Source organism: Streptomyces mauvecolor, assembly GCF_039532965.1.
GTDB classification, from domain to species: domain Bacteria; phylum Actinomycetota; class Actinomycetes; order Streptomycetales; family Streptomycetaceae; genus Streptomyces; species Streptomyces violascens.
In genome coordinates this window covers 176480-202161 of the sequence record NZ_BAAASQ010000005.1, presented here as the reverse complement: position 1 = coordinate 202161, position 25682 = coordinate 176480, and the positions used below count along the sequence as shown (strand labels likewise).

The following is a 25682-nucleotide window of genomic DNA, read 5'->3' as shown; positions in this document are numbered from 1 at the left end:
GCTACGCCCCGGCCCCGTTCGGACGGGCTGAAGATGCCGGTGCCGGCCGGGATCGACCCTGCCAGGGGCGCGGGGAACTGCGCGACCGGCCACCCGCGGCTCGTAGCCGAATGACCACGCATCACACCGGCCCCCCGGAGGCCAGGCGGCGGAGCCGCAGAGTGTCACAGCGGGAAGGGGCGGGGAGGGGCCATCGGGGTGTGCCGGGGCGGAGCACCGGCACACCCCGCCAAACCGCACCCCCGCCCCGCCCCGGCCGGGCACCGGGCACGGGCGGGGCCGCGGCCCCCTACCCCTTCAGCCTCCCGAACCGCCCCACCGCCAGGGGCAGAAACAACCCCACCAGCACCACCGGCCACCCCACCGCCAACACCCCCGCGTGGTCGGCCGCCCAGGACGAACCCCCCGCCCCCGCACCCCACAGCTCCCGCACCGCCGTAGCCGTCGCGGACAGCGGGTTCCATTCCACGACCGTCCCCAGCCACCCCGGCATCGACGCCGGCACGGCAAACGCGTTGGACAGGAAGCCGACCGGCCACACCAGGATCTGCACCGCCTGCACCAACTCCGGCCGCCCGGCCACCATCGCCAGGTGAATCCCGACCCAGAGCATGGCGAAGCGGAACAACAACAGGAGCCCCACAGCCGCGAGGAACCCAGCGCCCCCTCCCGGCCGCCACCCCATCGCGTACCCCACGCCGATCAGCACGACCAGCCCCGCCGCCGACTGCAGCATGTCCGCCACCGCCCGCCCGACCAGCACCGTCCCCGACACCATCGGCATCGAGCGGAACCGGTCGACCACCCCCTTGTTGAGGTCCTGCGTCACCGCCAGCATCGTGCCTTCGAGCCCGAACGCCATGGTCAGCGCCAGCATCCCCGGGACCAGGAAGTCGACGTACGGGCCGGACACGCCTCGACCGCCGCCGATCAGATAGCCGAACACCAGCAGCAGCATCACGGGGAAGACCAGCCCGACCACCACCTGCACCGGCTGCCGCGCCCAGTGCGCCAGCTCGCGCCGTGTCATGGTCCAGGAGTCCGCGACCACCCAGCCGACCGCGCTCACACCGCCACCCCCCGCTCGCTCTCCGCAGGAGACCCACCCTGCGTCAGGGACAGGAACACCTCGTCCAGCGTCGGCCTGCGCACCGCGATGTCCTCCGCCTCGATACCCGCCGCCGACAGTTCCCGTACGACGTCGACCAGCACCCCCATCCGGTCCGCGACCGGCGCGCTCAGCAAGCGGCGGTCCCGGTCCACGGCCACTCCGGGCAGCCCCAGCACCCGTACCGCGTCCGCCAGTCGGGAGGGGTCTCGCATCACCACCTCGATGCGGTCCGAGCCCACCGTCGCCTTCAGCTCGTCCGCCGTGCCCTCGGCGGCCACCCTGCCGCCGTCGACCAGGGAGATCCGGTCGGCCAGCTGGTCGGCCTCCTCCAGGTACTGCGTGGTCAGCAGGACCGTCGTGCCACCGCCCACCAGCGAGCGAACCGCCTCCCACACCTCCGCCCGGCCGCGCGGATCGAGCCCGGTCGTGGGCTCGTCCAGGAACAGCACCTCCGGGTCGGTGATGAGCGACGCCGCCAGGTCGAGCCGCCTGCGCATGCCCCCGCTGTACTGCCTGACCGCCTTGCGCCCGGTGTCGGCCAGGCCGAAACGGGCGAGGAGTTCATCGGCCCGCTCCCCCGCCCGGCGCGCCCCGAGATGGTGGAGCCGGCCGAACATCTCCAGGTTCTGCCGCCCTCCCAGCTCCTCGTCGACGGCCGCGTGCTGCCCGAGCAGCCCGATCCGCCGCCGCACCTCGCCCGCCTCACGCCGTACGTCGTGGCCCGCGACCAGCACCCGGCCCGCGTCGGGACGCAGCAGCGTGGTCATGATCCGTACAGCCGTGGTCTTGCCGGCCCCGTTGGGTCCGAGCACCGCGTGCACCGTGCCGCGCCGCACGGCCAGGTCGAGCCCGTCGAGCACCCGCTTCGCCCCGTACCGCTTGCCCACGTCCTCCACGAGGATCGAGTTTCCGTTCACATCCGCGTCCGGCAATCTCTTCTCCTTCACCAGCTCTCGCGATGCAGCAGATGTCGCGCATTCGGCGACTCCCGCGAGGTAATCAAACTTGACTACACAGTCGAAGGTAACCGCCTTCCTCCGGCTCGTCAAACTTGACTAGAGAGAGTTCCGGGGATCCCGCTCGCCCGTCGCGAACGGGTTCTCCTCACCGTCGGCCAGGACTCCGACGAACGGCTCGCCCTCGCCCGCGAAGACGTACGCCCCGCCCTCGATCCGGGCGATCAGGCCGCGGGTCCACTCCGCCTCGGCATCCGCGGAGTGGACCCACATGTTCATGATTTCGCCGATGTGGCCGAGCTGCCCCGGGCCCTCCTCCGGCGTGTAGTACTCCGTCGCCGAGGCACGCCAGCCCGCCAGCTTGTCCAGCCGGTCGCGCAGCAGGGCGACCGCCTCCGCACGCGGCAGGTCCACCATGAAGCCGAGCGCCGCCGACAGCACGTCCATCTTCTGGTCGTACGAGGCGAGCGCCTCGCGCAGCAGCCGGAAGAACTCCTCGCGGCCCGCGTCCGTCAGCTCGTACTCCGTGCGCGGCGGCCCGCCGACCGTGCTGGGCGCCACCTCATGGGCGAGGAGGACGCCCTGCTTCGCCATCTGCTTGAGCGCGTGGTAGATCGAGCCGGGCTTGGCGTTGGACCACTCGTGGGCGCCCCAGTACTCCAGGTCGTTGCGCACCTGATAGCCGTGCGCCCGGCCGTGCTGACGTACCGCGCCGAGGACGAGGAGACGGATGCTTGACATGGCCGCAAGCCTATGGCTTCACCTCTCGCGGCTGCCTGCGACCTCGGCCGTCACAGCGGCTCGTAACCTCCGCCGTGACGGCCGGCCGCACCCCGGCTCAGCCGTTCGCGAGATCCACCAGCTCGAACGCCGTCTTGCCGTCGATCGACTCACGGATGATGTCCGCGTGCCCGGCGTGCCGGGCCGTCTCCTCGACGAGGTGCATCATCAGCCAGCGCATCGAGACCTGGCCGTCCTTCGGGAACCACGGGGCGGGCGGCAGCGGGAAGGTGTCGTCGAGCGAGGGGACCTTGCGGATGAACTCCTCGGTCTCGGCGGCCACTTCGCCCCAGAAGACCAGCATGCCCGCGGTGGTCTCGTCGCCCATGAGCTGGAAGCTCTCGTGCCAGTTCGACTGGTCCCGCTGCTTCTCGTTGGGACGCTGCTGCGCCATCCGGAGCCAGTTCAGTTCGGTCTCGGCGACGTGCTTGATCAATCCGCCGAGGGAGAGCTCGCTGGCGCTCGGGCGGCTGGTGGCCTGCTCCTCGGTGAGGCCGAGGACGGCGCGGCGCAGCCCGCCGCGCTGGGCTTCCACGAAGCTGAGGAGAGCGCCGCGCTCGTCGCCGTGCGCCTCTGCGGGAACGTGAGTGGGCATGATCCGACCGCCTTCGTTCGGGTGCTGCATCCGGTGTACCGGCCTGCTGTACCGGCCGGCTGACAAGAAACACGTTACGAAGGAAAGAGGTCAGATTCTGTCCTCTGTCAGCTGCCGACTGTCGGCTGTCGGCTGTCCTCTGCCAGGTGTCCACTGTCGGCTGCCCTCTGCCCTCTGTCAGCCGCCCGCCGATGTCTGTCAGAAGGGGAACGGGCTGCGCTCGTGCTGGACCGAGATCCACTTCTGGGTGGTGAACGCCTCGACCGTCGAGTCGCCGTTCAGCCGCCCGAGCCCCGAGTACTTCTCGCCGCCGAAGGCGACCAGCGGCTCGTCCTGGATCGTCGAGTCGTTGACGTGCATCATCCCGGTGTCGATCCGCTTGGCGAACCGCACCCCGCGCTCCACATTGGCGGTGTGCACGGCGCCGCTGAGTCCGTACGGGCTGTCGTTCGCCATGCGTACGGCCTCTTCCTCCCCGTCGAACGGGATGAGCAGGGCGACCGGGCCGAAGATCTCCTGGCGCAGTACGGGAGAGTCGGCGGGCAGTCCGGTGAGTACGGTGGGCTCCACCAGGTTCCCGCGCGTGCGGCCCCGTACGAGCGCGGTCGCACCCTCGGCCAGGGCCTGGTCGACCAGTGAAGTCAGCGCTTCTGCCTGGAAGTTGTTGATGACCGGGCCGATGTCGGTGGCGGGGTCGGCCGGATCCCCCGTTCTGAGCGAGGTCACCTTGGCGAGGAACTTGCCGGTGAACTCCTCCAGGATCGAGCGGTCGACCAGGATCCGGTTGGCGGCCATGCAGACCTGGCCCTGGTAGACGAAGCGGCTGAAAACCGCCGCGTCCACCGCGTAGTCGAGGTCGGCGTCGTCGAGGACGACCAGGGCGCTGTTGCCGCTCAACTCCAGGATGACGCGCTTGAAATGGCTGCCGGCGACCGAGGCGACGTGGCGCCCGGTGCGGTCCGAGCCCGCGAACGAGATCACCTTGGGGACGGGGTGCTCTATCAGCGCGTCGCCTATCTCGGCGATGTCGGTGACCAGGACGTTCAGGAGCCCGGCGGGCAGCCCCGCGTCCTTGAATATCTTCGCTATGAGCCCGCCGCCGACGACCGGTGCGTTCTGGTTCGGCTTGATGACGACCGCGTTGCCCAACGCCAGTGCGGGGGCTATGGACTTGATGGTGACCAGGAACGGGAAGTTGAACGGGCTGATCACCCCGATCACGCCGACCGGGAGGCGGTAGACGCGGTTCTCCTTGCCGTCGACCGGCGACGGCAGGATCCGGCCCTCGGGGCGCAGCGCCAGCTGGATCGCCTCGCGCAGGAATTCCTTGGCGAGATGAACCTCGTACACCGCTTTCAGCCGCGTGCCGCCGAGCTCGGTGGTGATCGCCTCGACGATCTCCGCCTCGCGCTCCTCGGTGATGCGCAGGGCGCGCTCGAAGACGAGTCTGCGGGTGTACGGATTGGTCTCGGCCCATTCTCGCTGGGCGCGCTCGGCCGCACGATAGGCCTCGTCGACCTCTTCGACGGTGGCGACGGTGATGGTGGCGAGCTTCTCCCCGTTGTACGGATCGAAGTCGATGATGTCCCACGACCCGCTGCCGGTGCGCCACTGGCCGGCTATGAACTGGTGGGCGAGGTCGGTGAAGAAGGACATGCCATCCCCTACTGCTGTGTCCGCCGGCTCCGCGCGGTCAACCGCGTCACTGGCCTGATGTGACGTCATCCTACTGATGAGTCAGCTGAGTTGAAGGAGTCCGCGCAGAAGATCGCGGCTTTCCTCCGGGCCCGGGCTGTCCTGCTGGAGCCGGGCCATCGCCCGTTCGTACTGCGCGACCTCTTCCGCCTTGTCCAAATACAGTGCGGAGGTGAGCTGTTCGAGATACACGATGTCCGACAGGTCCGACTCGGGGAACCGCAGCATCGTGAAGGCGCCGCTCTCCCCCGCGTGCCCGCCGAAGCTGAACGGCATGATCTGAAGGTTGATGTTGGGCTGCTCCGACATCTCGATGAGATGCTTCAACTGCCCCCGCATCACGTCCCGTTCGCCGTAGGGCCGACGCAGTGCGGCCTCGTCGAGAACGGCATGGAACTGGGGAGCCCGCTCGGACACCAGGGCCTTCTGCCGCTCGAGACGCAGCGCGACGCGCTTGTCGACCTCGGCCGCGGGCGCGCCCTGCATACCCCGCGAGACCACCGCGTGGGCGTACGCCTCGGTCTGCAACAGGCCGTGCACGAACTGGACTTCGTAGATGCGGATCAGCGAGGCCGCGCCCTCCAGACCGATATATGTCTGGAACCAGCCGGGCAGCACATCGCCGAAACTGTGCCACCAGCCCGCGATGTTGGCCTCCTTGGCGAGGCTGAGCAGCGACATGCGCTCCGACTCGTCGCCGACGCCGTAGAGCGTGAGCAGGTCCTCGACATCCCTGGCCTTGAAGCTCACCCGCCCCAACTCCATACGACTGATCTTGGACTCGGACGCCCGGATCGAATAGCCGGCTGCTTCCCGCGTGATGCCGCGCGACTCGCGCAGGCGCCTGAGCTGAGAGCCCAGCAGAATGCGCCGGACCACCGAACCTCCGCCGGCCTCGACTGCGCTCGGCCGGGGGGATCCCCATGCCTCCCCTGCGGTCACTTCGCCGTCCTCCCCATCCAGTGGTGGTGGGCAGTCTGCCATCAAAACGCTTCACCCCGTACCCGCGTGATTACGGAAATGGTCAAGGAGTGAAATCGGCCTGAGGAACTTCCGAGGAAGAAATGAGCAAGAAACGGCACGGGCGGGGACAGGTCGGTCGCGTGCACGTGCATCTGCCCTTGCATCGGGCCGAAGCATTCGGAACCATGGTCCCCGCGCACCTGCGTGCTCAACTGCGTCTAGTCGCTTGCGTCCTGTACCGCCACGGCCGCGAACCACGGGAGTGCCTCGCATGGGGACGAATGGATCGACCATGCTGGAGCCTTTTGAGCCCTTAAGGCAGGCGCTTCCCCCCATCGACCCCTCGACCGTGGCCGGTTCCGCGTCCTGTGCGCTGCCCGCCCGTTACGAAGCGGTGCGCGGGGCCCGGAAGTTCACCAGGTCGACGCTCACGCAGTGGGGCCTCGGCGAGTGCTTCGACGATGTCGCCCTGGTCGTCTCGGAACTCGTCACCAACGCGCTGCGGCACGCCCTGCCGGCCGACACCCCGCGCGAGACCGAGGTGCCGGTGCGGCTCCATCTCATGCGCTGGACGAGCCGGCTGGTGTGCGCGGTACGCGACCCCAGCAACGAGAGCCCCGTCGAGCGCGCGAGCGACGACTTCGGCGCGGAGTCCGGCCGCGGCCTGTTCCTGGTCGAGTCCTTCGCCGACAGCTGGGGCTGGCACCCGCTGTCGGGAGCGATCAGCGGCAAGGTCGTATGGGCGCTGTTCCGGCTGGCACCGGCGGAGTGAGCTGACAGATTTCAGAGTCGGCCGCCTGTCAGCGGCCGTCCGTCAGCGGCCGTCCGCCAGCCGACGGCTGTGAGTGGCCATCCGCGAGTCGCCATCCATGAGTCGTCATGGGTGAGCCGTCATGGGTGAGTGATCACCGGCGGGCTGCCGTCTGTCGGCCGCGACCCTCAGTCGGCTATCAGATGGTCGAACTCGCCGTCCTTGATGCCGAGCAGCATCGCCTCTATCTCCGCCCTGGTGTAGACGAGGGCAGGCCCGTCCGGGTGGCGTGAGTTGCGTACCGCCACCCCTCCGCCGGGCAGTTTGGCGAATTCGACGCAGGATCCCTGCGAGTTGCTGTGCCGGCTCTTCTGCCACGCGACACCCTGAAGCTCCGCTGCCGCCATGCCGTTGTACGCGTGGTGCAAGGTCGCTCCCGGGATGTGCAGACGTGCAACTGTGAATGGTCAACTGCCCCGGATCATAGCTGTGTTCATGTGCGCCTGCATGGGAAGATGCACGTGCACGCGGGGTGCCCGGGCGGTTACACCTACTTCCGCGCCCGAGCGCTCGTGCGGGTCCGCCGGGGCGCGGCCGCCGTCGCGTGCCTGTACGCCCCTCAGTAGGAGACGCAGATGAGGGCCCGCTGGTTCAGACCTGTGCGGCGCTGCACGGCTGGTAGCTTGACGCGGTCCCAGACACCGTTCACAGGGGGAAGACACACCGTGCACAGGCACATACGCACCGCCGGACTCGCCGCGGCCGGACTCTCGGCCGCCCTCGTCCTGACCGGCTGCGGCAGCGGCGCCAAGAAGGCCGACCCGGCGGCGTCGGACGCCGGGGCCTCCGCGCCCGCCTCGGGTGGCACCGGCACGGTGAGGTTCGAAGACCTCACCGGTGCATGGGTCGCGGACGCAGACAAGGACGTCATCCTCGTCTTCACCTCCCAGAAGACCGTGTCCCTCACCGGGAGCCACTTCTGCGTCGGCAAGTTCGACGACGCGGGCGGCATGGCGATGATCAAGATGAACGAGTGCAACAAGGGCTACAAGGAGCGCTCGAACGGCATGCTGAAGCTCACCAACGACACCCTTGAGGTCGACTGGGCGGACTTCAAGAAGGAGACCTTCACCCGCGGCACGAAGGGGAAGCTGCCGACCGGCCTCCCCACCGCAGGCCTCCCGACGGCCGGCCTCCCGACTCCGTAACACCGAACAGGCGCCCAACTCTCCTATGGTTTGGGCGAGTTGGGCACCGTCAGGGCGTCGGTCAGGTCGTCGAGGCAGTGCACGACCAGGCCGGCGCCCCGGCGCACCACGCGGTCGGGCACGCCCTCTCCGTCCCAGGCGGCCAGGGCCTGCTCGACCCCCTCCCACCGCGGCACGCGCCGCTCGCGCACCGCCTTCGCGCCCTGCTCGGTGGCCTCCCGCAGCGCCTCGGCGAGCTTCGCGGCGGCCGGTACCGGCACCGCGTCCCGGTCCGGGAGATGCGCCTCCATCAGCATGGCCGTACGCCCCAACTGGCTGAGCGCGTGGGCGGCTTCCTCGGCCGCCGAACGCGAAAGGCCCCGGTGCCGCACCGGCTCGTGGGTGGCCTTGTCGAGCGCCTCCTGCCAGGCGATGCGGGCCGCGCGCGTGTCAAGGAGCGCCTGGCGGATCTCGCCGGAGGCGCGCCCCGGGTCGGCGTAGTGGGCGACGACGGCGGAGGCGTAACGGCCGTTCGCGGCCAGCCAGTCGGCGAGCCGGGTGCGCAGACGCGGCGTCTCCCAGGCCGGGTAGACGGCGTACGAGATCATCGCGAGGGCGCCGCCGATCAGCGTCAGGAACACCCGGTCGGGCACGGTCTGGGTCCACTGGAGGCCGCCCATGCCGAGCAGGAACACGACGTACGCGGAGACGCAGCCGCTCAGCACGGCATAGCCCGTACGCATCAGGAGGTACGCCAGGAACGCGCAGGTCACCGCGATGGCGGCGGACAGGCCGGTGTCGGGGTGGGTGAGCTGGACGATGGCGGTGGCGAGCGCGACGCCGACGAGGGTGCCGCCGAAGCGGGCGACCGCGCGGGCGTACGTGAGCGAGAAGTCGGGGCGCATGACCATCACGGAGGCCATCGGGGCCCAGTAGCCGTGGCCGAACGGCAGGACGTGGCCGAGCAGATAGCCCGCGGTCGCCACCGCGCAGACCCGTACCGCGTGCCGGAACACCGGGGAGCGGCGGCGGCCCAGTTCGTCGCGCATGGTGCGCAGGGCGAGCGGGATCAGGCGGGGCAGGGTGGGGCGCAGCAGGGGTTCCGCGCCTGCGCCGGTGCCGCTGCCCCGGGCGGTTTCGACGACGTCCGCGAGCAGTGCGGTGAGCCGGGCGGCGGCGCGGCGGGCGGGGCCGGTGAGGATGGCGCCGGTGTCGGGGGTGGCGAGCGCGGCCTCGGCGGCGGGCGGGATGACGGGGGCCTCGCCGTGCCGGATGGCCCGGGCGGCGGCGTCGAGGACGGTGCCCGCGGCGGCCAGCAACTCCCGTACCCGGTGGCGTTCCTCGCCCTCCGCGGGCACGCCGAGCGCGGGGTCGGCGAGCGAGGCGAGCACCGGCCGGATCCGCTCGGCGACGCCGCGGGCGCCGTGCAGTTCGGCGGGGCGGCGGCGGGCCTCGCGGGGGGTGACGGCGGCGGCGAGCCGGGCGGTCATCAGGGGCTGCGGGTCGAAGGGGGCGACGGGGTCGTGCCGCAGCCGGCGCGCGTAGTCGGCCTCCGCGGCAAGGGCGTCGGCGAGCGCGTCGCGCTGGGCGCCCCATCTGCGGATCGGGAACAGGACGACGAGGGCGGCCTGGACGACCCCGCCGAACGCGATCATCCCGGCGTGTCCGGCGGCGTCGACGAGCGAGCTCGGCAGGGTGACGGTGACCAGCATGATCGCGACGTTGGACGATGCGATGACCCCGACGGTCGGGCCGACGGCCCAGGCGAGCCCGGACAGGAACGTCCACAGCGCGAGCAGGAGGATGAAGAACGCGGAGTGCGTGCCGATGAGGTAACCGAGAAAGGTGGAGATCGCGAGCGAGAGCCCCGAGGCGAGGGCGAGTACGGGCCTCGGGCGCCAGCTGCGCTGGTACGTGGCGATGGCGCCCTGGAACGCGCCGAACGCGGAGCTCGCGGCGACGGAGGGGCCGAAGAGGGTGAGGCTGATGCCGACGACGATGGCGAGCCCTGCGGCTCCGCGCAGCGCGACGAGCGGTTCGAGCCGCCGCCGCTCGACCGTCAGCCCCGAGCGGGCGGTCTCTCTCAGCGCCCGAAGCCAGCTCATGCCCCCGAGGGTATAGGGAAGCAGGACGACCCCGGCATTTCGACCCCGCCGGGGCCGGGGTTGCGGTTCGGCGGGGTGCGCCGGGGCTCCGCCCCCTCAACCCCTCGCACGGGCGGGCGGGTGGGCCAGCGCCCCAGGGGCCCGGGCCCGGCAACCCCGGGCTGCGGGTGGGCGGGTGGGCGGAGTTCCCGGGAGCGGGGCGAAGCCCGGTGCGCTCGGTCCGCCGCCGCGCGGCCGTCCCGCCACCCCGACTCGTCAAAGACGCCCCGCACCCGCGTCGACACCGTCCGCGGGAACATCTCCTCCGCCCGCCCCGCGACCGCCACCGCCCGCGTCGCCAGGACCGGAAGGAGCGAGCTGCCGAATTCCGCCTCCACGTCGCGGGCGGTCGCCGCGAGCAGGTCGCCGAGCCGGCCCGCGTAGGCGAGCAGGAAGGACTGGCGGAACGTCTTCGTGCGCTTGCGTCCGCCCGCCCGCTGCGCGGCCTCCGCCTTCGTCATCGCCGCCGTGCCCTGGACCAGGAGCGAGGTGTACAGGAGCTCCACCGCCTCCAGGTCCGCCTCGAAGCCCACCACCGTCGAGAAGCCGAGCTCCGCGTTCCACACCGCCCGGCAGTGGTTGGCGGACGCGACCGCGTCGAGCAGGATCGCCTTGGCCGTCTCGTACGGCGCGTCCACCCCGATCCGGCAGGCCCCCGGCACCTCGTCGCCCGGCCCGCGCCCCGCGAGCAGCGCCTCGTCCACGCTGTGCCGCGCCATCAGCTCCTGCGCCTTGGCGGAGAGCGCCTCCGCCTCCTCGGGGAACCCGGTCGCCTCCGCCTTGGCGAGCAGCGCCCGGATGCGGCCCAGCATCTTGGGTTCGCCGTGCACGGGCGGCCCGAGCACGGATGCCCCCGGGGCGGGCCCGGCCGGCTCGATGGCGGGCAGTGCGAGCAGCAGCCGGTAGAGCTCGAGGACGGCGGTGGCGTACGAGAAGCGGTCGGCTCGCCACGCCTCGCCGGGCAGCTCGTCCAGCTGCCCCTGCCACCGCGCGGGCAGCCGCTCGTAGCGCCCGAGCTCGCCGCGGATCAGCCCGCTCAGGATGCGTACGTGCGGCTCGTCCAGGTCACGCCGTACGATCCGTACGACATCGGCGGGCTGCCAGCCCCGGTCCCAGGCGCGGCGCACGAACTCCCGCCCGCGCAGGGCGAGTTCGGCATCGGCATCCGGTGCGGCGGCGAGCAGGGAGGCGCCGGTGTCGAGGGCCGCGTCGCCCTCGATGTACAGCGCCGCGGCGAACGCGCGGTCGACGGCCTCCATCAGGGCGCCTCGTGTTCCGCGTCCCAGGACCGCCGGGCGTCCGCGATCGCGCCGCGGTGGTCGATCGACCAGTCCGCGAGCGCCTTGATCAGGTGCGTCATGCTGTGGCCCATCGCGGTGAGCTCGTACTCGACCTGGGCCGGCACCGTCGGATACACGGTCCGCTTCACCAGCCCGTCGCGCTCCAGACGGCGCAGGGTGAGGGTCAGCATGCGCTGGGAGATGCCGGGCACGGCCCTCTGCAGTTGGCGGAAGCGGTGCACGCCCGCCGCGAGTTCGACCACCACGTACACCGACCACTTGTCGCCGAGGCGGTCGAGCACGTCGCGCACCCCGCACTCCTCCTGCGGCGTCTCGCAGCTGATGACCGGCTCGGCCGGGGCCGGGGTGGTTACCGCGGTGTGCCCCACTGACATGAAAGTGCCTCCTTACCGATCCGCCCGCTGTCGATCACGATCGTCCCAGCAAACGAACGCGACAACGAAACGGGGGAGCTTCCATGCTGCTCATCACGGGGGCATCCGGCGGGCTCGGCGGCCTGATCGCCGAGCGCCTGGCCGGCCGCGACGACGTACTCACCGGCACCCGCGCGGCCCTGCCCGGCGCCCGCCGCACCGACTTCGACGACCCCGCCTCCCTCCCGGGGGCCTTCGCGGGCGTCGACACCCTGCTGCTCGTGTCGGCCGGGTACGGCGAGGACGACACGGTCGTCGCCCGCCACGAGGCCGCGATCTCGGCCGCCGAGCGGGCGGGCGTGCGCCACGTCGTCTACACCAGCCTGGCCGCCCCCGGCGATCACCTCCCCTACGCGCTCGCCCACCGCTGGACCGAGCGCCGGCTGCGCGCGTCCGCGCTGAGCTGGACGGTGCTGCGCAACGGCCTGTACGCCGAGCTGCTCGCCCACCTCGCCGCGCCCGGCGCGGACGGCCGCATCACCGCCCCGCTCGGCACCGGCCGGCTCGCGGCGGTCGCCCGCGAGGACCTCGCCGAGGTCGCGGCCCGGGTCGCCCTGGACCCGGCGGCCCACTCCGGCCGGACGTACGAGCTGGTCGGCGAACACGCTCTGGGCGGCGCCGAGTTGGCCGCCGCCACCTCCACCGCGTACGAACCCGGCACGCTCGCCGGAGCCCGGGCGGCCCTCGCCGCGTCCGGCGCCGAGCCCTTCCAGGTGCCGATGCTGGTCGGCACGTACTCGGCCATCGCGCACGGCTTCCTCGGCGCGACCGGCACCGGCGAGCTGCGCCGCCTGCTCGGCCGCGCCCCGAAGCCCGCGATCGAGGTGTACGCGGCGGCCGTGCGCGAGCAGGCGTAGGTCCGCCCACCCACAGCCTGTGGACAACTTTCGGCGCGCCGCCTCCATGATCACGGGGGCGCGATGAAACCGTCTGGCGGTGCGGAACGTCCACAGCGTGTCCCGAGTTCCGCTTGGGACCGGGCCCGCTGGGCATCCGAACGGACAACGACCGAAAGGACCGCCGTGTTGCGCCTGCGTACCGCCCCCCTGGCCGCGATCGCCGTCATCGCCGCCGGCCTGACCCTGACCTCCTGCGGCAGCGACGACGGAGGCTCCGGCAAGGTCGCCACCGACACCCCGGGCAACGCCGCCTCGAACAGCACCGGCACCGGATCGAGCTCCCCCGGCGCGGACGGCGGCCGCACCATGGCCCCCTCCGGCGGCAGCGTCGGCGGCGGTACGAACGCGGGGACCGGCGCCGGAACCGGCGGCGACCACTGCCTGACCTCCCAGCTCGCCTTCGCCGTCGCCCCGGGCAGCGGCGCCCAGTCGCAGGGTTCCCAGGGCGCCGTGACCATCACGCTGACCAACAAGGGCGCCAAGCCCTGCGCGATGAAGGGCTATCCGGGGGTCGACCTGGTCGGTGGCCCGACCAAGTGGTCGCTCACCCGCGGGACCGCGGAGACCCCCAAGACGGTCACGGTACGGCCGAACGCCACGACCACCTTCAACATCTTCTATCTGCCGTACAGCAAGGGCGACGGGCAGGAGTTCAAGCCCAAGCACATCGTGATCACCCCGCCGAACGAGACCCACTCGCACACCCTGCCCTGGACCTTCTCCTCGGTCCTGCTCCAGGACGGGGCCACCCACCCGGGCACCTACATCAGCCCGGTCGGCTCCAAGTAGCGGACACCCACGGCCGGTTGATGCCTCACAGGCCCGCGCCCGTGAGGCGGTTGGCGAAGGTGGACAGCGTGTAGGCGCCGATGCCGAGGACCACTTCGAGGGCGTTCTGCTCGGTGTATCCGTACGACAGGAAGTCCTTGACGGCCTCGTCCTCGACGCCGCCCGCCGTCGCCAGGACCGCCAGCGTGAAGCGGCGTACGGCATCGAGTTCGGGGTCGGCGAGGGGGCGCCGCTCGTGCAGGGCGGTCACCAGGCCCTCGTCGGCGCCCAGTTCGCGCAGCTTGCCGGTGTGCATGGCCACGCACACGTGGCACTCGTTGCGGACGGCGACCGTCATGACGACGATCTCGCGCGCCACCGGCGCCATGGTGGTCTGCTCGAAGATCCCCGTCAGCTTGAGGAAGCCGTCCAGAAGGTGCGGGGAGCCGGCGAGCCGGGCGACCGGCGGGGTGAGCCGGCCCAGGTGGCGGATGGTCGCCTCCATCGACTTGCGCGAGGCGGCCGGGGCCGATTCCAGGGTGTGCTCGGTGAACAGGGACATGGCGCGACTCCGCTTTCCGTACGGCCCGGATCGGACCCGGGCCCTAGAATGGACAACGTGGTTGACGAAAAAAAGGTAAACCAGGTTGTCGATTCGCGCAACGGCTCCCGCGCGGATCGAGGTGCGCACAACGCCGCCCCCGAGCCTGCGGGCCACCCCGACGCGCCCGGATACGAGCTCCCGCTGCTCCTGTTCGCCGGGTTCCGCTCGCTCATCGACCGGCTGCACGCCGAGCTCGCGCGCCAGGGGCACCCGGACATCCGGCCCGCGCACGGCTTCGCCCTCCAGGCCATCGGCCTGCCCGGGTCGACCGCCAGCGAGATCGGGCGGCGGCTCGGCGTCTCGAAGCAGGCGGCCGGCAAGACCGTCGACCGCCTCATCGCCCTCGGCTACGCGGAGCGCGCCGACGACCCCGGCGACGCCCGCCGCAAACTGGTCCGGCTCACCCCGCACGGCCTGGACGCACTCGCCCGGTCGGCGGCCATCTTCGACGACCTGCGGGCGAGTTGGGCCGACACGCTGGGCCGCGACCGGCTGCGCGAGCTCGAAGCCTCGCTGCGCACCGCCGTACCCCCGGAGGCCTTCCGCCTCGACGCGTCCAGCTGGCTGGGCAGTTGAACGGAACCCTTGCCTTGAGCACACACGAACACGCTTTGATGGCCCCATGAAGTACACACAGCTCGGACGCACCGGGCTCCAGGTCAGCCGTCTCGTCCTCGGCACGATGAACTTCGGACCGCTGACCGACGAGGCCGGCAGCCACGCGATCATGGACGCCGCCCTGGACGCGGGCATCAACTTCTTCGACACCGCTGACATCTATGGCGTGGACGAGGAGAAGGGGCTCACCGAGAAGATCCTCGGCTCCTGGTTCGCGAAGGGCGGCGACCGGCGCGACAAGGTCGTCCTCGCCACCAAGATGTACGGCGACATGACGCAGGGCAAGGAGTGGAGCACCCCCTCCTGGCCCAACCACAGCAAGCTGTCGGCGGTCAACATCCGCCGCTCGGTGGAGGCTTCGCTCAAGCGCCTCGGCACCGACCACATCGACATCTACCAGTTCCACCACGTCGACCGGTCGACCCCGTTCGAGGAGATCTGGCAGGCGATCGACGTCCTGATCACCCAGGGCAAGATCCTGTACGCGGGCACGTCCAACTTCCCCGGCTACAAGATCGCCCAGGCCAACGAGACCGCCGCCCGCACCGGCCGCCTCGGCCTCGTCAGCGAACAGTGCCTCTACAACCTCGCCGAACGCCGCGCCGAAATGGAGATCATCCCGGCCGCCCAGGAGTACGGCCTCGGCGTCATCCCCTGGTCCCCGCTGCACCAGGGCCTGCTCGGCGGCGCGCTGCGCAAGGAGCGCGAGGGTGCCGGGTCGCGCACCAAGGGCGGCCGCTCGGCGGCGGGCCTGGCCGACCCGGCCGTGCGGGCGCAGATCCAGGCGTACGAGGACCTGCTCGCCAAGCACGACCTCGACCCCGGCGAGGTGGCACTGGCCTGGCTGCTCACCCGGCCCGGCGTGACCGGCCCCATCGTCGGCCCGCGCACCCCCGCCCACCTCGAATCGGCGCTGCGCGCCGTGGAGTTGGAGCTGAGCGAGGAGCTGCTCGGCGCGCTCGACGAGATCTTCCCGGGCCCCGGCCCCTCCCCGGAGGCCTTCGCCTGGTAGTCGCGTACGCCAAGGGGCCGGGAAGTCCCGGCCCGGCCCCTTGCCTTGAGCGCGCTCGAAGACGTTGGCTTGATTCCCATGAAGTACACGCAGCTCGGACGCACGGGTCTCCAGGTGAGCAGGATCGTCCTGGGGACGATGAACTTCGGACCGCAGACCGACGAAGGCGCAAGCCACGCGATCATGGATGCCGCGCTCGGCGCGGGCATCAACTTCTTCGACACGGCCAACGCGTATGGCTGGGGCGAGAACAAAGGCCGTACCGAGGAGATCATCGGCAGCTGGTTCGCGAAGGGCGGCGGGCGGCGCGACAAGACCGTCCTCGCCACCAAGCTCTACGCCAACATGGGCGTCGACGAGCCCTGGCCCAACCACCACAAGCTGTCCGCGGTCAACATCCGCCGCTCGGTGGAGGCATCGCTCAAGCGCCTCGGCACCGACCACATCGACATCTACCAGTTCCACCACATCGACCGCCTGACCCCCTTCGAGGAGATCTGGCAGGCCATCGACGTCCTGATCACCCAGGGCAAGATCCTGTACGCCGGCTCGTCCAACTTCCCCGGATACAAGATCGCCCAGGCCAACGAGACCGCCGCCCGGCACGGCCGCCTCGGCCTCGTCAGCGAGCAGTGCCTCTACAACCTCGCCGAACGCCGCGCCGAGATGGAGGTCATCCCGGCGGCGGTGGACTACGGGCTCGGGGTCATCCCCTGGTCGCCACTGCACGGCGGCATGCTCGGCGGCATCCTGCGCAAGGAGCGCGAGGGCTCGGGTTCGCGTTCCCAGGGCGGCATCGCGGTCCAGACCCTCGCGAAGCCGGGCGTGCGGGAGCAGGTCCAGGCGTACGAGGAGCTCGTCGCCAAGCACGACCTCGACCCCGCCGAGGTGGCGCTGGCGTGGCTGCTCACCCGGCCGGGCGTCGCGGGTCCGATCGTCGGGCCGCGCACGGCCGGCCAGCTGGACGCGCCGCTGCGGGCGGTCGAACTCGACCTGCCGCAGGAGTTCCTGACCGCGCTCGACGACATCTTCCCGGGCCCCGGGCCGTCCCCGGAGGCCTTCGCCTGGTAGGCCGTACGAGCCGGACGGGATCGTGGCGGGGCGGTCAGCCGACGGCGGCCGCCACCGCCACGACGACGAACATCAGCACGAGCACACCGGCCATGATCCGGTTCCTGGTCTTCGGGTCCACCCCTTGAGCCTAACCGTCTCCGCCGAGCGGCCAGCGGGCGACCGCCTCGTAGCGGGGGCGCTCGCCGGGGGTGCCGCCGCCCGGCAGGGTGCTGCGGATCAGCGCCAACTCGCCGACCTGCCACGGGCCGCCCTCGAACGCGGCGAGTCTTTCGACGTACGGCTTCAGGTCCATCGGCGCCCGGGACCGCGCCAGGGTGAGGTGCGGCACATAGCGGCGGTGCTGGTCCATCGGGATGCCGGAGCGGCGGGCGGCGGCGTCCGCGCGTTCGGCGAGCAGCCGCAGCTGGTCGAGGCCGCCCGCGACGCCGGTCCACAGGGCGCGCCCGTCGAAGCGGCCGCCGCCGTGCAGCCGCAGTGTGAACGGGTCGGTGCGGCGAGCCGCCCTGCGCAGCCGCTCGTGCAGCTCGGCCAGGACCGCCTCGTCGGTCTCGCCCATGAACGCGAGGGTGAGGTGCCAGCCTTCGCGCCCGGTCCAGCGCAGCCCCTGCGCGCCGGGCAGGTGCTCCAACTGCCTCACCGCGCGGCCGAGTTCGTCGATGGCCGACGCTGGGGGGAGTACGGCGGCGAAGAGGCGCATGGGGACAGTCAACCAAGATCGGGCCCCTGTGCGGAGCCGCCGAAGGGGCGGGCGTAGGATCCCGTCGCTCGTTTCTGCGGGGCCCCGGCCCCGGCTTCCCTGGGGGGAATTCATCCATGCGGCCGACCATCCGCACCGCTTTGGCGACGGCTGCCGCCGTCGTGGGGTTCACCGCGACCGCGGTCGCCCCGGCCGACGCCTCCGTGGGCTTCGACCACTGTCCGGTGGGCAAGTTCTGCGTCTTCGACCATGCCGACAACCAGGCTCCGATGGACGCGTACGCGGGCCCGCAGGCCTCCGCCGAGCCGTGGGACGACGAGGCGCCGGCCGTCTACAACCGCTCGGGCGGGGATTTCTCGTGCATGTGGAGCCCGGCGGAGTTCCAGTACCTGGACCCGGGCCGCGACATGTACGTGCGCGCCCCGGGCATAGGCACCCCGCCCAAGCCCGTCCCGCCGCACGGCGCGAAGCCCCGCAAGGACGAGAACAGCTCGTTCCGCTGGGGGCGGACGCTGCGCGAGTGCCAGTCGGGCAAGGAGTACTCCGACTGGAACTCCGGCGACGGCGAGGACGCGAAGGCGCTGCCCTTCGGCGACCTCAACGGCGACGGCCAGGCCGACCTCCTCCAGCGCAACTGGAACGGCAGCCTCTACTTCCTGGACGGCAACGGGAACGGCACCTACCTCGGCCGCGGCTGGAACGGCATGACGCTGGCCCGGCACGGCGACCTCACCGGAGACGGCAAGGAGGACCTGCTCGCCCGGGACAGGGCCGGCGTGCTGTGGCTGTACCCCGGCAAGGGTGACGGGCGCCTCGGCAAGCGCACGCGCGTGGGTGCCGGCTGGTCCGGCATGCGCCGCTTCGCGCCGGTGGGCGACCTCGACGGCGACGGCCATGGCGACCTCATGGCCCTCGACACGTCCGGGCACGCCTGGCTGTACCCGGGCAACGGCCACGGCGGCTTCGGCCGGCGCGAGAGCCTCGGCGCCGGCTGGGGCTCGGCCCTGACGTTCACCGCCACGGGCGACCTCGACGGCGACGGGCACGGTGACGTCGTCGCCAGCGACACGACGGGCAGGCTGTGGCGCTACCCCGGCAACGGGCACGGCGGGTTCGGCCGGCGGGTCCTGATCGGCAGCGGGGGCTGGGAGAAGTACCCGACGCTGCTGTGCGTCGGCGACGTCCTTGACGACCTCGCCTGGAACGCGCCCGACCTCCTCGCCAAGTCGGACCGCGAGCTCACGACGTACCCGGGCACGGGCAAGGGCACCCTGGGTGAGGGGCGCGAGGACTGGAACTGGGCGAGGAGCGACATCTTCTGAACCCGGTACGGGAAACGGCCCGGCCCCCGCATGCGGGGGCCGGGCCGTTCACGTTCCGCGTGCCGTCAGGCGGCCGTCACCAGGGCCGGATTCCTCGGGACGAATGCGAGGTGCCGGTGGCCGGGCCGTACGTCGACCTTCAGGCGCAGGTTGGCCGCGCGGGCCAGCATCAGGCCGACGCCGATCGCCGCCGCACCGCAGATGAGGCCGCCGAGCGCGAGGCTGACGCGGACGCCGTAGACGTCGGTCAGCCAGCCGAAGAGCGGGCCGCCCAGCGGGGTGCCGCCGGTGAAGACCATCATGAACAGGCTCATCACGCGGCCCCGCATCTCGGGGTCGGTGGCCATCTGCACCGAGGCGTTGGCGGTCACGTTCACCGTCAGGCCGAGGATGCCGACCGGGATGAGCAGCGCCATGAACACGCCGAGGTCGGGGGCTCCGGCGGCGACGAGTTCGAGCACCGCGAACAGTCCGGCCGCGAGCGCCAGCATCCGCAGGCGCGTGGAGGACCGCCGGGCCGCGAGCAGCGCGCCGATCAGCGAGCCGATCGCCATCAGGCTGTTGAACAGGCCGTACATGCCGGAGTCGCCGTGGAAGACGTCGGAGGCGAACGCGCTCAGCCAGATCGGGAAGTTGAACCCGAAGGTGCCGACGAAGCCGACGAGCACGATCGGCCAGATCAGCTCGGGCCGTTCGGAGACGTACGCGAGGCCTTCCTTCAGCTGGCCCTTGCCGCGCGGGGCGAGGCGGGTCGGCTGGAGCTCCTTGGTCCGCATCAGCGTCAGCATGATCAGCGGGGCGGTGAAGGACAGGCCGTTGGCGAGGAACGCCCAGCCGGGTCCGACGGCCGCCATGACGGCGCCCGCGACGGCGGGGCCGACGAGCCGGGCGGACTGGAAGTTCGCCGAGTTGAGGCTGACCGCGTTGCGCACCCGGTCGGGCCCGACCATCTCGGAGACGAACGACTGCCGGGTCGGGTTGTCGACGACGGTGACCAGGCCGGTGAAGAAGGCCGTCAGGTAGACGTGCCACACCTGGACGTGTCCTGACAGGGTCATCACGGCGAGGAAGAGGCCGCCGAGGCCCATCGCCGCCTGCGTGACGAACAGGATGTTCCGCTTGGCGAAGCGGTCGGCTATGACGCCGCCGTACAGGCCGAACAGGAGCATCGGCAGGAACTGCATGGCGGTGGTGATGCCCACCGCCACGGAGGAGCCGGTGATCGTCAGGACCAGCCAGTCCTGGGTGATCCGGGCCATCCAGGTGCCGATGTTGGACACGATGGCGCCGGAGAAGAACAGCCGGTAATTGCGTACCGCGAGCGAGGAGAACGTCCCCCCGCCGCGCTTGTTGTAGGTGGGGGTAGGTGCGGGGGCGGATGGTGATCCGGGTCCCGTACTCAAAAAGTGTTCGCCTCCTAGCGATGCGCGTTTACAGGTGTGCGAGCTTCTCCAGGACCGGGGCGGCCGCGCGCAGCTTCGCCCATTCGTCCTCGTCCAGGCCTTCCGCGAGGGAAGCCAGCCAGGCGTTGCGCTTTCGGCGGCTCTCTTCGAGCATCGCCTCGGCCTCTTCGGTCTGGCTGACCACCTTCTGTCGGCGGTCGTCGGGATGCGGCTCCAGCCTGACCAGGCCCTTCGCCTCAAGCAGGGCGACGATTCGGGTCATCGACGGCGGCTGTACGTGCTCTTTGCGGGCCAGCTCACCGGGGGTGGCCGAGCCGCAGCGGGCCAGGGTGCCGAGCACCGACATCTCGGTCGGGCTGAGCGATTCGTCGACGCGCTGGTGCTTGAGGCGCCGGCCAAGACGCATGACGGCCGAGCGCAGGGAGTTCACGGCGGCGGCGTCCTCGCCGCTGCCGTGGGACAGGTCAGACATGTTCGTTAGCATAACTCATTACTCTGGCTAAATACCACTGGGTTAAGCCCAGGTGTCCAGCGCCACACCGGCGCCATCGCGCCACACTTCACCCGAACGAGTGAGACGCCTGCGGAAAGTGACGCGCGCGGCCCCTGCGGGCGGCGACCCTCGCTCCATGGGGACCAGCGTGCTCAGCCTGCGGATAGACGGTGAGCTGCTCGAACGGCTCAGGCACCATGCCGCGAAACGCGGAATGAGCGTCCAGGACTATGTGGTCCGGACGCTCATACGCGACGACTTCGACGAACGCTTCAACGCGGCGGTGGACGAGACGGAGCGGTTCTACGGGGCGGCGTAGCCGCACCGCGCCGACAGCCGTTCCGCGCAGCCCTCCCGCCCCTTGAAACCCGGTTCGCTGTCGGGTGCGGGCCGTGCGCGGCTGGTCGCACAGCCCCGGGGGGTTACGTCAGGCCCAGCGCCGGCATCAGGTAGTAGAAGGCGAACACCGCCGAGACGATGTACATCGCGACCGGGATCTCGCGGGCCCGCCCGGCCACCAGCCGCAGCACCGTGAACGTGATGAAGCCCATGCCGATGCCGTTGGTGATCGAGTACGTGAACGGCATCATCAGCATCGTCACGAAGGCCGGGATGGCGATCGTCCAGTCCGCCCAGTCGATCTCCTTGATCGAGGCGGACAGGATCAGGAAGCCGACCGCGAGCAGCGCGGGAGTGGCGGCCTGGGAGGGCACCATCGTGGCGAGCGGGGTCAGGAAGAGGGAGACGGTGAAGAGCCCGCCCGTGACCACGTTCGCGAAGCCGGTCCGCGCCCCCTCGCCGACGCCCGCCGTGGACTCCACGAAGCAGGTGGTGGCGGACGAGGACGACGCGCCGCCCGCCGCGACCGCGATGCCGTCGACGAACAGGACCCGGTTCATGCCGGGCATGTTGCCCTGGGAGTCGGTCAGGCCCGCCTCGTCGCTGACGCCCATGATCGTGCCCATCGCGTCGAAGAAGCACGAGAGCAGCACGGTGAAGACGAACAGGACGCCGGTCAGGACGCCGACCCTGGAGAACCCGCCGAAGAGGCTGACCTGGCCGACGAGCCCGAAGTCCGGGGTGTCGACGGGGTTGCCCGGCCACTTCGGGGTGGTCAGGCCCCAGGACGGCACCTTGGCCACCGCATTGATGATCATCGCGAGGATCGTCATCGCCACGATGGAGATCAGGATCGCGCCCGGCACCTTGCGGACCATCAGCGCGAGCGTGAGCAGCACGCCGAGGACGAAGACCAGGACCGGCCAGCCGAGCAGGTGCCCGTTGCCGCCGAGTTCGAGCGGCACGGTGGTGTGCGCGGCGTCCGGGATGCGCGAGACGAAGCCGGAGTCGACCAGGCCGATCAGCATGATGAACAGGCCGATGCCGATCGCGATGCCCTTGCGCAGGCCTAGCGGCACCGCGTTCATGACACGCTCGCGCAGCCCGGTGGCGACCAGGAGCATCACCACGAAGCCGGCCAGGACGACCATGCCCATGGCATCGGGCCAGCTCATCCGGGGCGCCAGCTGGAGCGCGACCACGGTGTTGACGCCGAGCCCCGCCGCGAGCGCGATCGGCACATTGCCGATGACGCCCATGAGCAGCGTGGTGAAGGCCGCCGTGAGCACGGTCGCGGTGACCAGCTGCCCGCTGTTGAGCTGGTGACCGTACATGTCCTTCGCGCTGCCGAGAATGATCGGGTTCAGCACGATGATGTACGCCATCGCGAAGAAGGTCGCGAATCCGCCACGGATCTCACGGGCGATGGTGGAGCCCCGCTCGGAGATCTTGAAGTAGCGGTCCAGGCCGTTGGTCGGCTGGGCGGGTGCCGGCGGCTGAGCTGCGGCGTCGACCTTGTCGGGGGCCGAGGGGGGCATGCGGAACCTCAGTCGTGAAGGGGCGGGGAAACGGCACGTACCCGAACTTCTTTGGACGTTTTAACGAACAGAATGAGTCAGCCGTAAGCCGTTTCAGTATGAATACATAAGGCGAAGATCACCATCTCCGCGCGTAGACCCAAGGGCCGACTGGGCCGCCCGCAGGCCGGATTCCCGGGAATAGCCGCGCCCTACACTGATCGCATGGCGAAGTGGACACCGAAGCACGAGGCGCCGGAGCCCCTTGAGGGCCCCGTGGTCGCCACCATCACCGGCGGCACGATCCTCTGGTTCGTCCTCTTCCTCGTCCAGCTCCCCTTCTACGGCTGGTTCGACGACCACGGCCACCTGTGGTGGGTATGGACGTGCCTGGCCGGCGGCGGCCTCGGCCTCATCGGCATCTGGTACGTCCGCGGCCGCGACGCGGCGATCAAGCGGCACGCCGCACAACAGGCGGCCGACGCCGAGCGGGACACAAGGGCCGAAAGTCAGTAACTCCCGGGCCCTGCGTACCGCCAGAGGACCATTCGCCTCCTACCAGGGTCGGATGTTCGGCCGTCCCGGCAGGTGAAGCGGCCATTCCCCCCGTACCGTCGAAATCATGACGCAGCGCGCCAATATCGACGCCGGGGCGGAGCTCGACCCCGTCCATCCCATGAAGTGTCCCGCGCCGGCGGGGCGGGCCGGTGGGCTGACGTCGGCCGAGGTCGCCGAGCGGGTGGCGCGCGGCGAGGTCAACGACGTTCCGGTCCGCAGCAGCCGGTCCACCGCGGAGATCGTCCGCGGCAACGTCTTCACCCGGTTCAACGCGATCATCGGCGTGCTCTGGGCGATCATGCTGGTCGTCGCGCCCATCCAGGACAGCCTCTTCGGCTTCGTGATCATCGCCAACACCGGCATCGGCATCATCCAGGAGATGCGCGCCAAGAAGACCCTGGACGGGCTCGCGGTCATCGGCGAGGCGAAGCCCACGGTGCGGCGCGACGGGCGGGCCGCCGAGATCTCCACCTCCGAGATCGTGCTCGGCGACGTCATCGAACTCGGGCCCGGCGACAAGATCGTGGTGGACGGCGAGGCGGTCGAGGCGGACGGCCTGGAGGTCGACGAATCCCTCCTGACCGGCGAGGCCGACCCGGTCCTGAAGAAGCCCGGCGACAAGATGATGTCGGGCGCCTTCGTGGTCGCGGGCGGCGGCGCGTTCACCGCCACCAAGGTCGGCCGCGAGGCGTACGCGGCTCAACTCGCCGAGGAGGCGAGCCGGTTCACCCTCGTCCACTCCGAGCTGCGCAGTGGCATCTCCACCATCCTCAAGTACGTCACCTGGATGATGATCCCGACCGCGCTCGGCCTGGTCATCAGCCAGCTCGTGGTCAAGGACAACAACTTCAAGGACTCCGTCGCCCGCACCGTCGGCGGCATCGTCCCGATGATCCCGGAAGGCCTCGTGCTGCTGACGTCGGTCGCCTTCGCGATCGGCGTCATCCGGCTCGGCCGCCAGCAGTGCCTGGTGCAGGAACTGCCCGCGATCGAGGGCCTGGCCCGCGTCGACGTGGTGTGCCTCGACAAGACGGGCACGCTCACCGAGGGCGGCATGGACGTCACGGAGCTGCGCCCCCTGAACGGCTCGGACGAGGCGTACGTACGCAAAGTGCTCGGCGCGCTCGGCGAGTCCGACCCGCGCCCGAACGCCTCCCTCCAGGCGATCATCGACGCCTATCCGGACAGCGAGGTGTGGCGCTGCACCGAGTCGCTGCCGTTCTCCTCCGCCCGCAAGTACAGCGGCGCCGCCTTCAGCGAGGGAGACGGCGAGAACAGCACCTGGCTGCTGGGCGCGCCCGACGTACTCCTGAAGCCGGGCGACCCGGCGCTTGCGGAGATCGACACGCTGAACGAGAAGGGCCTGCGCGTCCTGCTGCTCGCCCGTGCCTCCCGCGAGCTCGACGACCCCGAGATCGCCTCCGACGCCAAGGCCAGCGCGCTTGTCGTCCTCGAACAGCGGCTGCGGCCCGACGCGTCCGACACCCTGCGCTACTTCGAGGAACAGAACGTCCAGGCCAAGGTCATCTCCGGCGACAACGCGGTGTCGGTGGGCGCGGTGGCCGGAAAGCTCGGCCTGCCCGGCGCGGCCAATACGGTCGACGCCCGCCGGCTCCCCGCCGACCAGGCCGAGATGGCCGACGTCCTCGACTCCAACGCGGTCTTCGGCCGGGTCACCCCGCAGCAGAAGCGCGACATGGTGGCGGCCCTCCAGTCCCGGGGCCACACGGTGGCGATGACCGGCGACGGCGTGAACGACGTCCTGGCCCTCAAGGACGCGGACATCGGCGTGAGCATGGGCTCGGGCTCGGAGGCGACGCGAGCGGTGGCCCAGATCGTGCTGCTCAACAACAGCTTCTCCACCCTGCCGTCGGTGGTGGCGGAGGGCCGGCGGGTGATCGGCAACATCACGCGGGTGGCGACGCTGTTCCTGACGAAGACGGTGTACTCGGTCCTGCTCGCGGTGTTCGTGGTGTGCTCGCAGGTGGAATACCCGTTCCTGCCGCGCCACTTGACCCTTCTCTCGACGTTCACGATCGGCATCCCGGCGTTCTTCCTGGCCCTGGCCCCCAACAAGGAGCGCGCCAAACCGCACTTCGTGCGCAGGGTGATGCGGTACGCGATCCCCAGCGGGGTCATCGCGGCGGTGGCCACGTTCGTGACGTACATGATCGCGCGGGCGTACTACACGGGCCCGGGCGAACTGGACGCGGAAACGAGCGTCACGACCCTGACGCTGTTCCTGGTCTCGATGTGGGTCCTGGCGATCATCGCCCGCCCGTACACGTGGTGGCGGATCGCGCTCGTGGTGGCCATGGGCGCGGCGTTCCTGCTGGTGCTCGCGGTGCCGTGGCTGCAGCACTTCTTCGCGCTGAAGCTGGTGGGGGCGGTGATGCCGTGGACCGCCGTCGGCATCGCGGTGGTGGCGTCGGGAGTGCTGGAACTGGCATGGCGCTGGGTCGTACGCCGCTGGCCCGACTAG

General features: G+C 70.8%; 25 protein-coding genes and 1 pseudogene. 11 read left to right on the top strand and 15 right to left on the bottom strand.

Annotation, left to right across the window (positions count from 1 at the left end):
* Nucleotides 1-289 precede the first annotated feature (289 nt).
* The 6 genes from ABD346_RS06395 to ABD346_RS06370 all read right to left on the bottom strand — a co-directional run bounded on the left by ABD346_RS06395 (nt 290) and on the right by ABD346_RS06370 (nt 6079).
* Nucleotides 290-1030, bottom strand: a complete 741-nt coding sequence (locus ABD346_RS06395; protein WP_344372872.1) for an ABC transporter permease — start codon at nt 1028-1030, stop codon at nt 290-292.
* Between the two features lie 35 nt (nt 1031-1065).
* Nucleotides 1066-2043, bottom strand: coding sequence for an ATP-binding cassette domain-containing protein (locus tag ABD346_RS06390; protein ID WP_344372652.1), 978 nt, complete (start codon nt 2041-2043; stop codon nt 1066-1068).
* 123 nt (nt 2044-2166) lie between these two features.
* On the bottom strand, nt 2167-2808 hold the full coding sequence (locus ABD346_RS06385) for a PadR family transcriptional regulator (protein ID WP_344372649.1): 642 nt from the start codon (nt 2806-2808) through the stop codon (nt 2167-2169).
* A gap of 97 nt (nt 2809-2905) precedes the next feature.
* On the bottom strand, nt 2906-3442 hold the full coding sequence (locus ABD346_RS06380; protein WP_344372646.1) for a DinB family protein: 537 nt from the start codon (nt 3440-3442) through the stop codon (nt 2906-2908).
* 198 nt (nt 3443-3640) lie between these two features.
* Nucleotides 3641-5098, bottom strand: a complete 1458-nt coding sequence (locus ABD346_RS06375; protein WP_344372643.1) for an aldehyde dehydrogenase family protein — start codon at nt 5096-5098, stop codon at nt 3641-3643.
* Between the two features lie 81 nt (nt 5099-5179).
* Complete coding sequence (locus ABD346_RS06370; protein WP_344372641.1) at nt 5180-6079, bottom strand: helix-turn-helix domain-containing protein; 900 nt, start codon at nt 6077-6079, stop codon at nt 5180-5182.
* Between the two features lie 292 nt (nt 6080-6371).
* Here ABD346_RS06370 and ABD346_RS06365 point away from each other — a divergent pair, with 292 nt between their 5' ends.
* Nucleotides 6372-6872, top strand: a complete 501-nt coding sequence (locus tag ABD346_RS06365) for an ATP-binding protein (protein ID WP_344372639.1) — start codon at nt 6372-6374, stop codon at nt 6870-6872.
* 167 nt (nt 6873-7039) lie between these two features.
* On the opposite strand, the gene ABD346_RS06360 is transcribed toward ABD346_RS06365, so the two are convergent.
* Nucleotides 7040-7279, bottom strand: a complete 240-nt coding sequence (locus tag ABD346_RS06360) for a DUF397 domain-containing protein (protein WP_114039138.1) — start codon at nt 7277-7279, stop codon at nt 7040-7042.
* Between the two features lie 297 nt (nt 7280-7576).
* Here ABD346_RS06360 and ABD346_RS06355 point away from each other — a divergent pair, with 297 nt between their 5' ends.
* Nucleotides 7577-8059, top strand: coding sequence for a hypothetical protein (locus ABD346_RS06355; RefSeq protein ID WP_344372635.1), 483 nt, complete (start codon nt 7577-7579; stop codon nt 8057-8059).
* A gap of 23 nt (nt 8060-8082) precedes the next feature.
* Here ABD346_RS06355 and ABD346_RS06350 read toward each other — a convergent pair whose 3' ends face one another.
* The 3 genes and pseudogenes from ABD346_RS06350 to ABD346_RS06340 all read right to left on the bottom strand — a co-directional run bounded on the left by ABD346_RS06350 (nt 8083) and on the right by ABD346_RS06340 (nt 11857).
* A complete protein-coding gene (locus tag ABD346_RS06350; RefSeq protein WP_344372632.1) occupies nt 8083-10143 on the bottom strand; it encodes an FUSC family protein in 2061 nt (686 codons plus the stop codon).
* Nucleotides 10144-10337: 194 nt separating this feature from the next.
* Nucleotides 10338-11441 (bottom strand): annotated as a pseudogene (locus ABD346_RS06345) (DUF2786 domain-containing protein); the annotation flags it as partial.
* Nucleotides 11441-11857, bottom strand: coding sequence for a winged helix-turn-helix transcriptional regulator (locus ABD346_RS06340; protein WP_344372626.1), 417 nt, complete (start codon nt 11855-11857; stop codon nt 11441-11443). The gene ABD346_RS06340 and the pseudogene ABD346_RS06345, both read right to left, overlap by 1 nt.
* 83 nt (nt 11858-11940) lie before the next feature.
* Between ABD346_RS06340 and ABD346_RS06335 the strand changes: the two genes are divergently transcribed.
* Nucleotides 11941-12753: an NAD(P)H-binding protein gene (locus ABD346_RS06335; RefSeq protein WP_344372623.1), complete on the top strand. Its 813-nt coding sequence runs from the start codon at nt 11941-11943 to the stop codon at nt 12751-12753.
* Between the two features lie 168 nt (nt 12754-12921).
* A complete protein-coding gene (locus ABD346_RS06330; protein WP_344372620.1) occupies nt 12922-13584 on the top strand; it encodes a DUF4232 domain-containing protein in 663 nt (220 codons plus the stop codon).
* Between the two features lie 25 nt (nt 13585-13609).
* On the opposite strand, the gene ABD346_RS06325 is transcribed toward ABD346_RS06330, so the two are convergent.
* Nucleotides 13610-14125: a carboxymuconolactone decarboxylase family protein gene (locus tag ABD346_RS06325; protein ID WP_344372618.1), complete on the bottom strand. Its 516-nt coding sequence runs from the start codon at nt 14123-14125 to the stop codon at nt 13610-13612.
* Nucleotides 14126-14173: 48 nt separating this feature from the next.
* Here ABD346_RS06325 and ABD346_RS06320 point away from each other — a divergent pair, with 48 nt between their 5' ends.
* The 3 genes from ABD346_RS06320 to ABD346_RS06310 all read left to right on the top strand — a co-directional run bounded on the left by ABD346_RS06320 (nt 14174) and on the right by ABD346_RS06310 (nt 16868).
* Nucleotides 14174-14743: a MarR family winged helix-turn-helix transcriptional regulator gene (locus ABD346_RS06320; RefSeq protein WP_344372615.1), complete on the top strand. Its 570-nt coding sequence runs from the start codon at nt 14174-14176 to the stop codon at nt 14741-14743.
* A gap of 46 nt (nt 14744-14789) precedes the next feature.
* Nucleotides 14790-15797 carry an aldo/keto reductase gene (locus tag ABD346_RS06315; protein WP_344372612.1) on the top strand — a complete coding sequence of 336 codons (1008 nt, stop codon included), beginning with the start codon at nt 14790-14792 and terminating at the stop codon, nt 15795-15797.
* Nucleotides 15798-15875: 78 nt separating this feature from the next.
* The gene (locus ABD346_RS06310; RefSeq protein ID WP_344372609.1) at nt 15876-16868 is read left to right on the top strand and encodes an aldo/keto reductase; all 993 of its coding nucleotides are present in this window, start codon (nt 15876-15878) and stop codon (nt 16866-16868) included.
* Nucleotides 16869-16998: 130 nt separating this feature from the next.
* Here the strand turns inward: ABD346_RS06310 and thpR are convergent, their stop codons facing one another.
* Complete coding sequence (gene thpR, locus ABD346_RS06305) at nt 16999-17568, bottom strand: RNA 2',3'-cyclic phosphodiesterase (protein WP_344372606.1); 570 nt, start codon at nt 17566-17568, stop codon at nt 16999-17001.
* A gap of 116 nt (nt 17569-17684) precedes the next feature.
* Between thpR and ABD346_RS06300 the strand changes: the two genes are divergently transcribed.
* Nucleotides 17685-18890, top strand: a complete 1206-nt coding sequence (locus tag ABD346_RS06300; RefSeq protein ID WP_344372603.1) for an FG-GAP repeat domain-containing protein — start codon at nt 17685-17687, stop codon at nt 18888-18890.
* Nucleotides 18891-18955: 65 nt separating this feature from the next.
* Here ABD346_RS06300 and ABD346_RS06295 read toward each other — a convergent pair whose 3' ends face one another.
* Both ABD346_RS06295 and ABD346_RS06290 read right to left on the bottom strand, forming a co-directional pair.
* Nucleotides 18956-20293, bottom strand: a complete 1338-nt coding sequence (locus ABD346_RS06295; RefSeq protein WP_344372600.1) for an MFS transporter — start codon at nt 20291-20293, stop codon at nt 18956-18958.
* 28 nt (nt 20294-20321) lie between these two features.
* Nucleotides 20322-20765: a MarR family winged helix-turn-helix transcriptional regulator gene (locus ABD346_RS06290; RefSeq protein ID WP_053724836.1), complete on the bottom strand. Its 444-nt coding sequence runs from the start codon at nt 20763-20765 to the stop codon at nt 20322-20324.
* 157 nt (nt 20766-20922) lie between these two features.
* Here ABD346_RS06290 and ABD346_RS06285 point away from each other — a divergent pair, with 157 nt between their 5' ends.
* Nucleotides 20923-21105, top strand: a complete 183-nt coding sequence (locus ABD346_RS06285; RefSeq protein WP_053724844.1) for a ribbon-helix-helix protein, CopG family — start codon at nt 20923-20925, stop codon at nt 21103-21105.
* Nucleotides 21106-21208: 103 nt separating this feature from the next.
* On the opposite strand, the gene ABD346_RS06280 is transcribed toward ABD346_RS06285, so the two are convergent.
* Nucleotides 21209-22663, bottom strand: coding sequence for an NCS2 family permease (locus ABD346_RS06280; RefSeq protein WP_344372596.1), 1455 nt, complete (start codon nt 22661-22663; stop codon nt 21209-21211).
* Nucleotides 22664-22867: 204 nt separating this feature from the next.
* On the opposite strand from ABD346_RS06280, the gene ABD346_RS06275 reads away from it, so the two are divergent.
* Entirely contained in the window at nt 22868-23158 is a 291-nt protein-coding gene (locus tag ABD346_RS06275; RefSeq protein WP_344372593.1) for a DUF2530 domain-containing protein, read from the top strand.
* A gap of 106 nt (nt 23159-23264) precedes the next feature.
* Nucleotides 23265-25682, top strand: coding sequence for a cation-translocating P-type ATPase (locus ABD346_RS06270; protein WP_344372590.1), 2418 nt, complete (start codon nt 23265-23267; stop codon nt 25680-25682).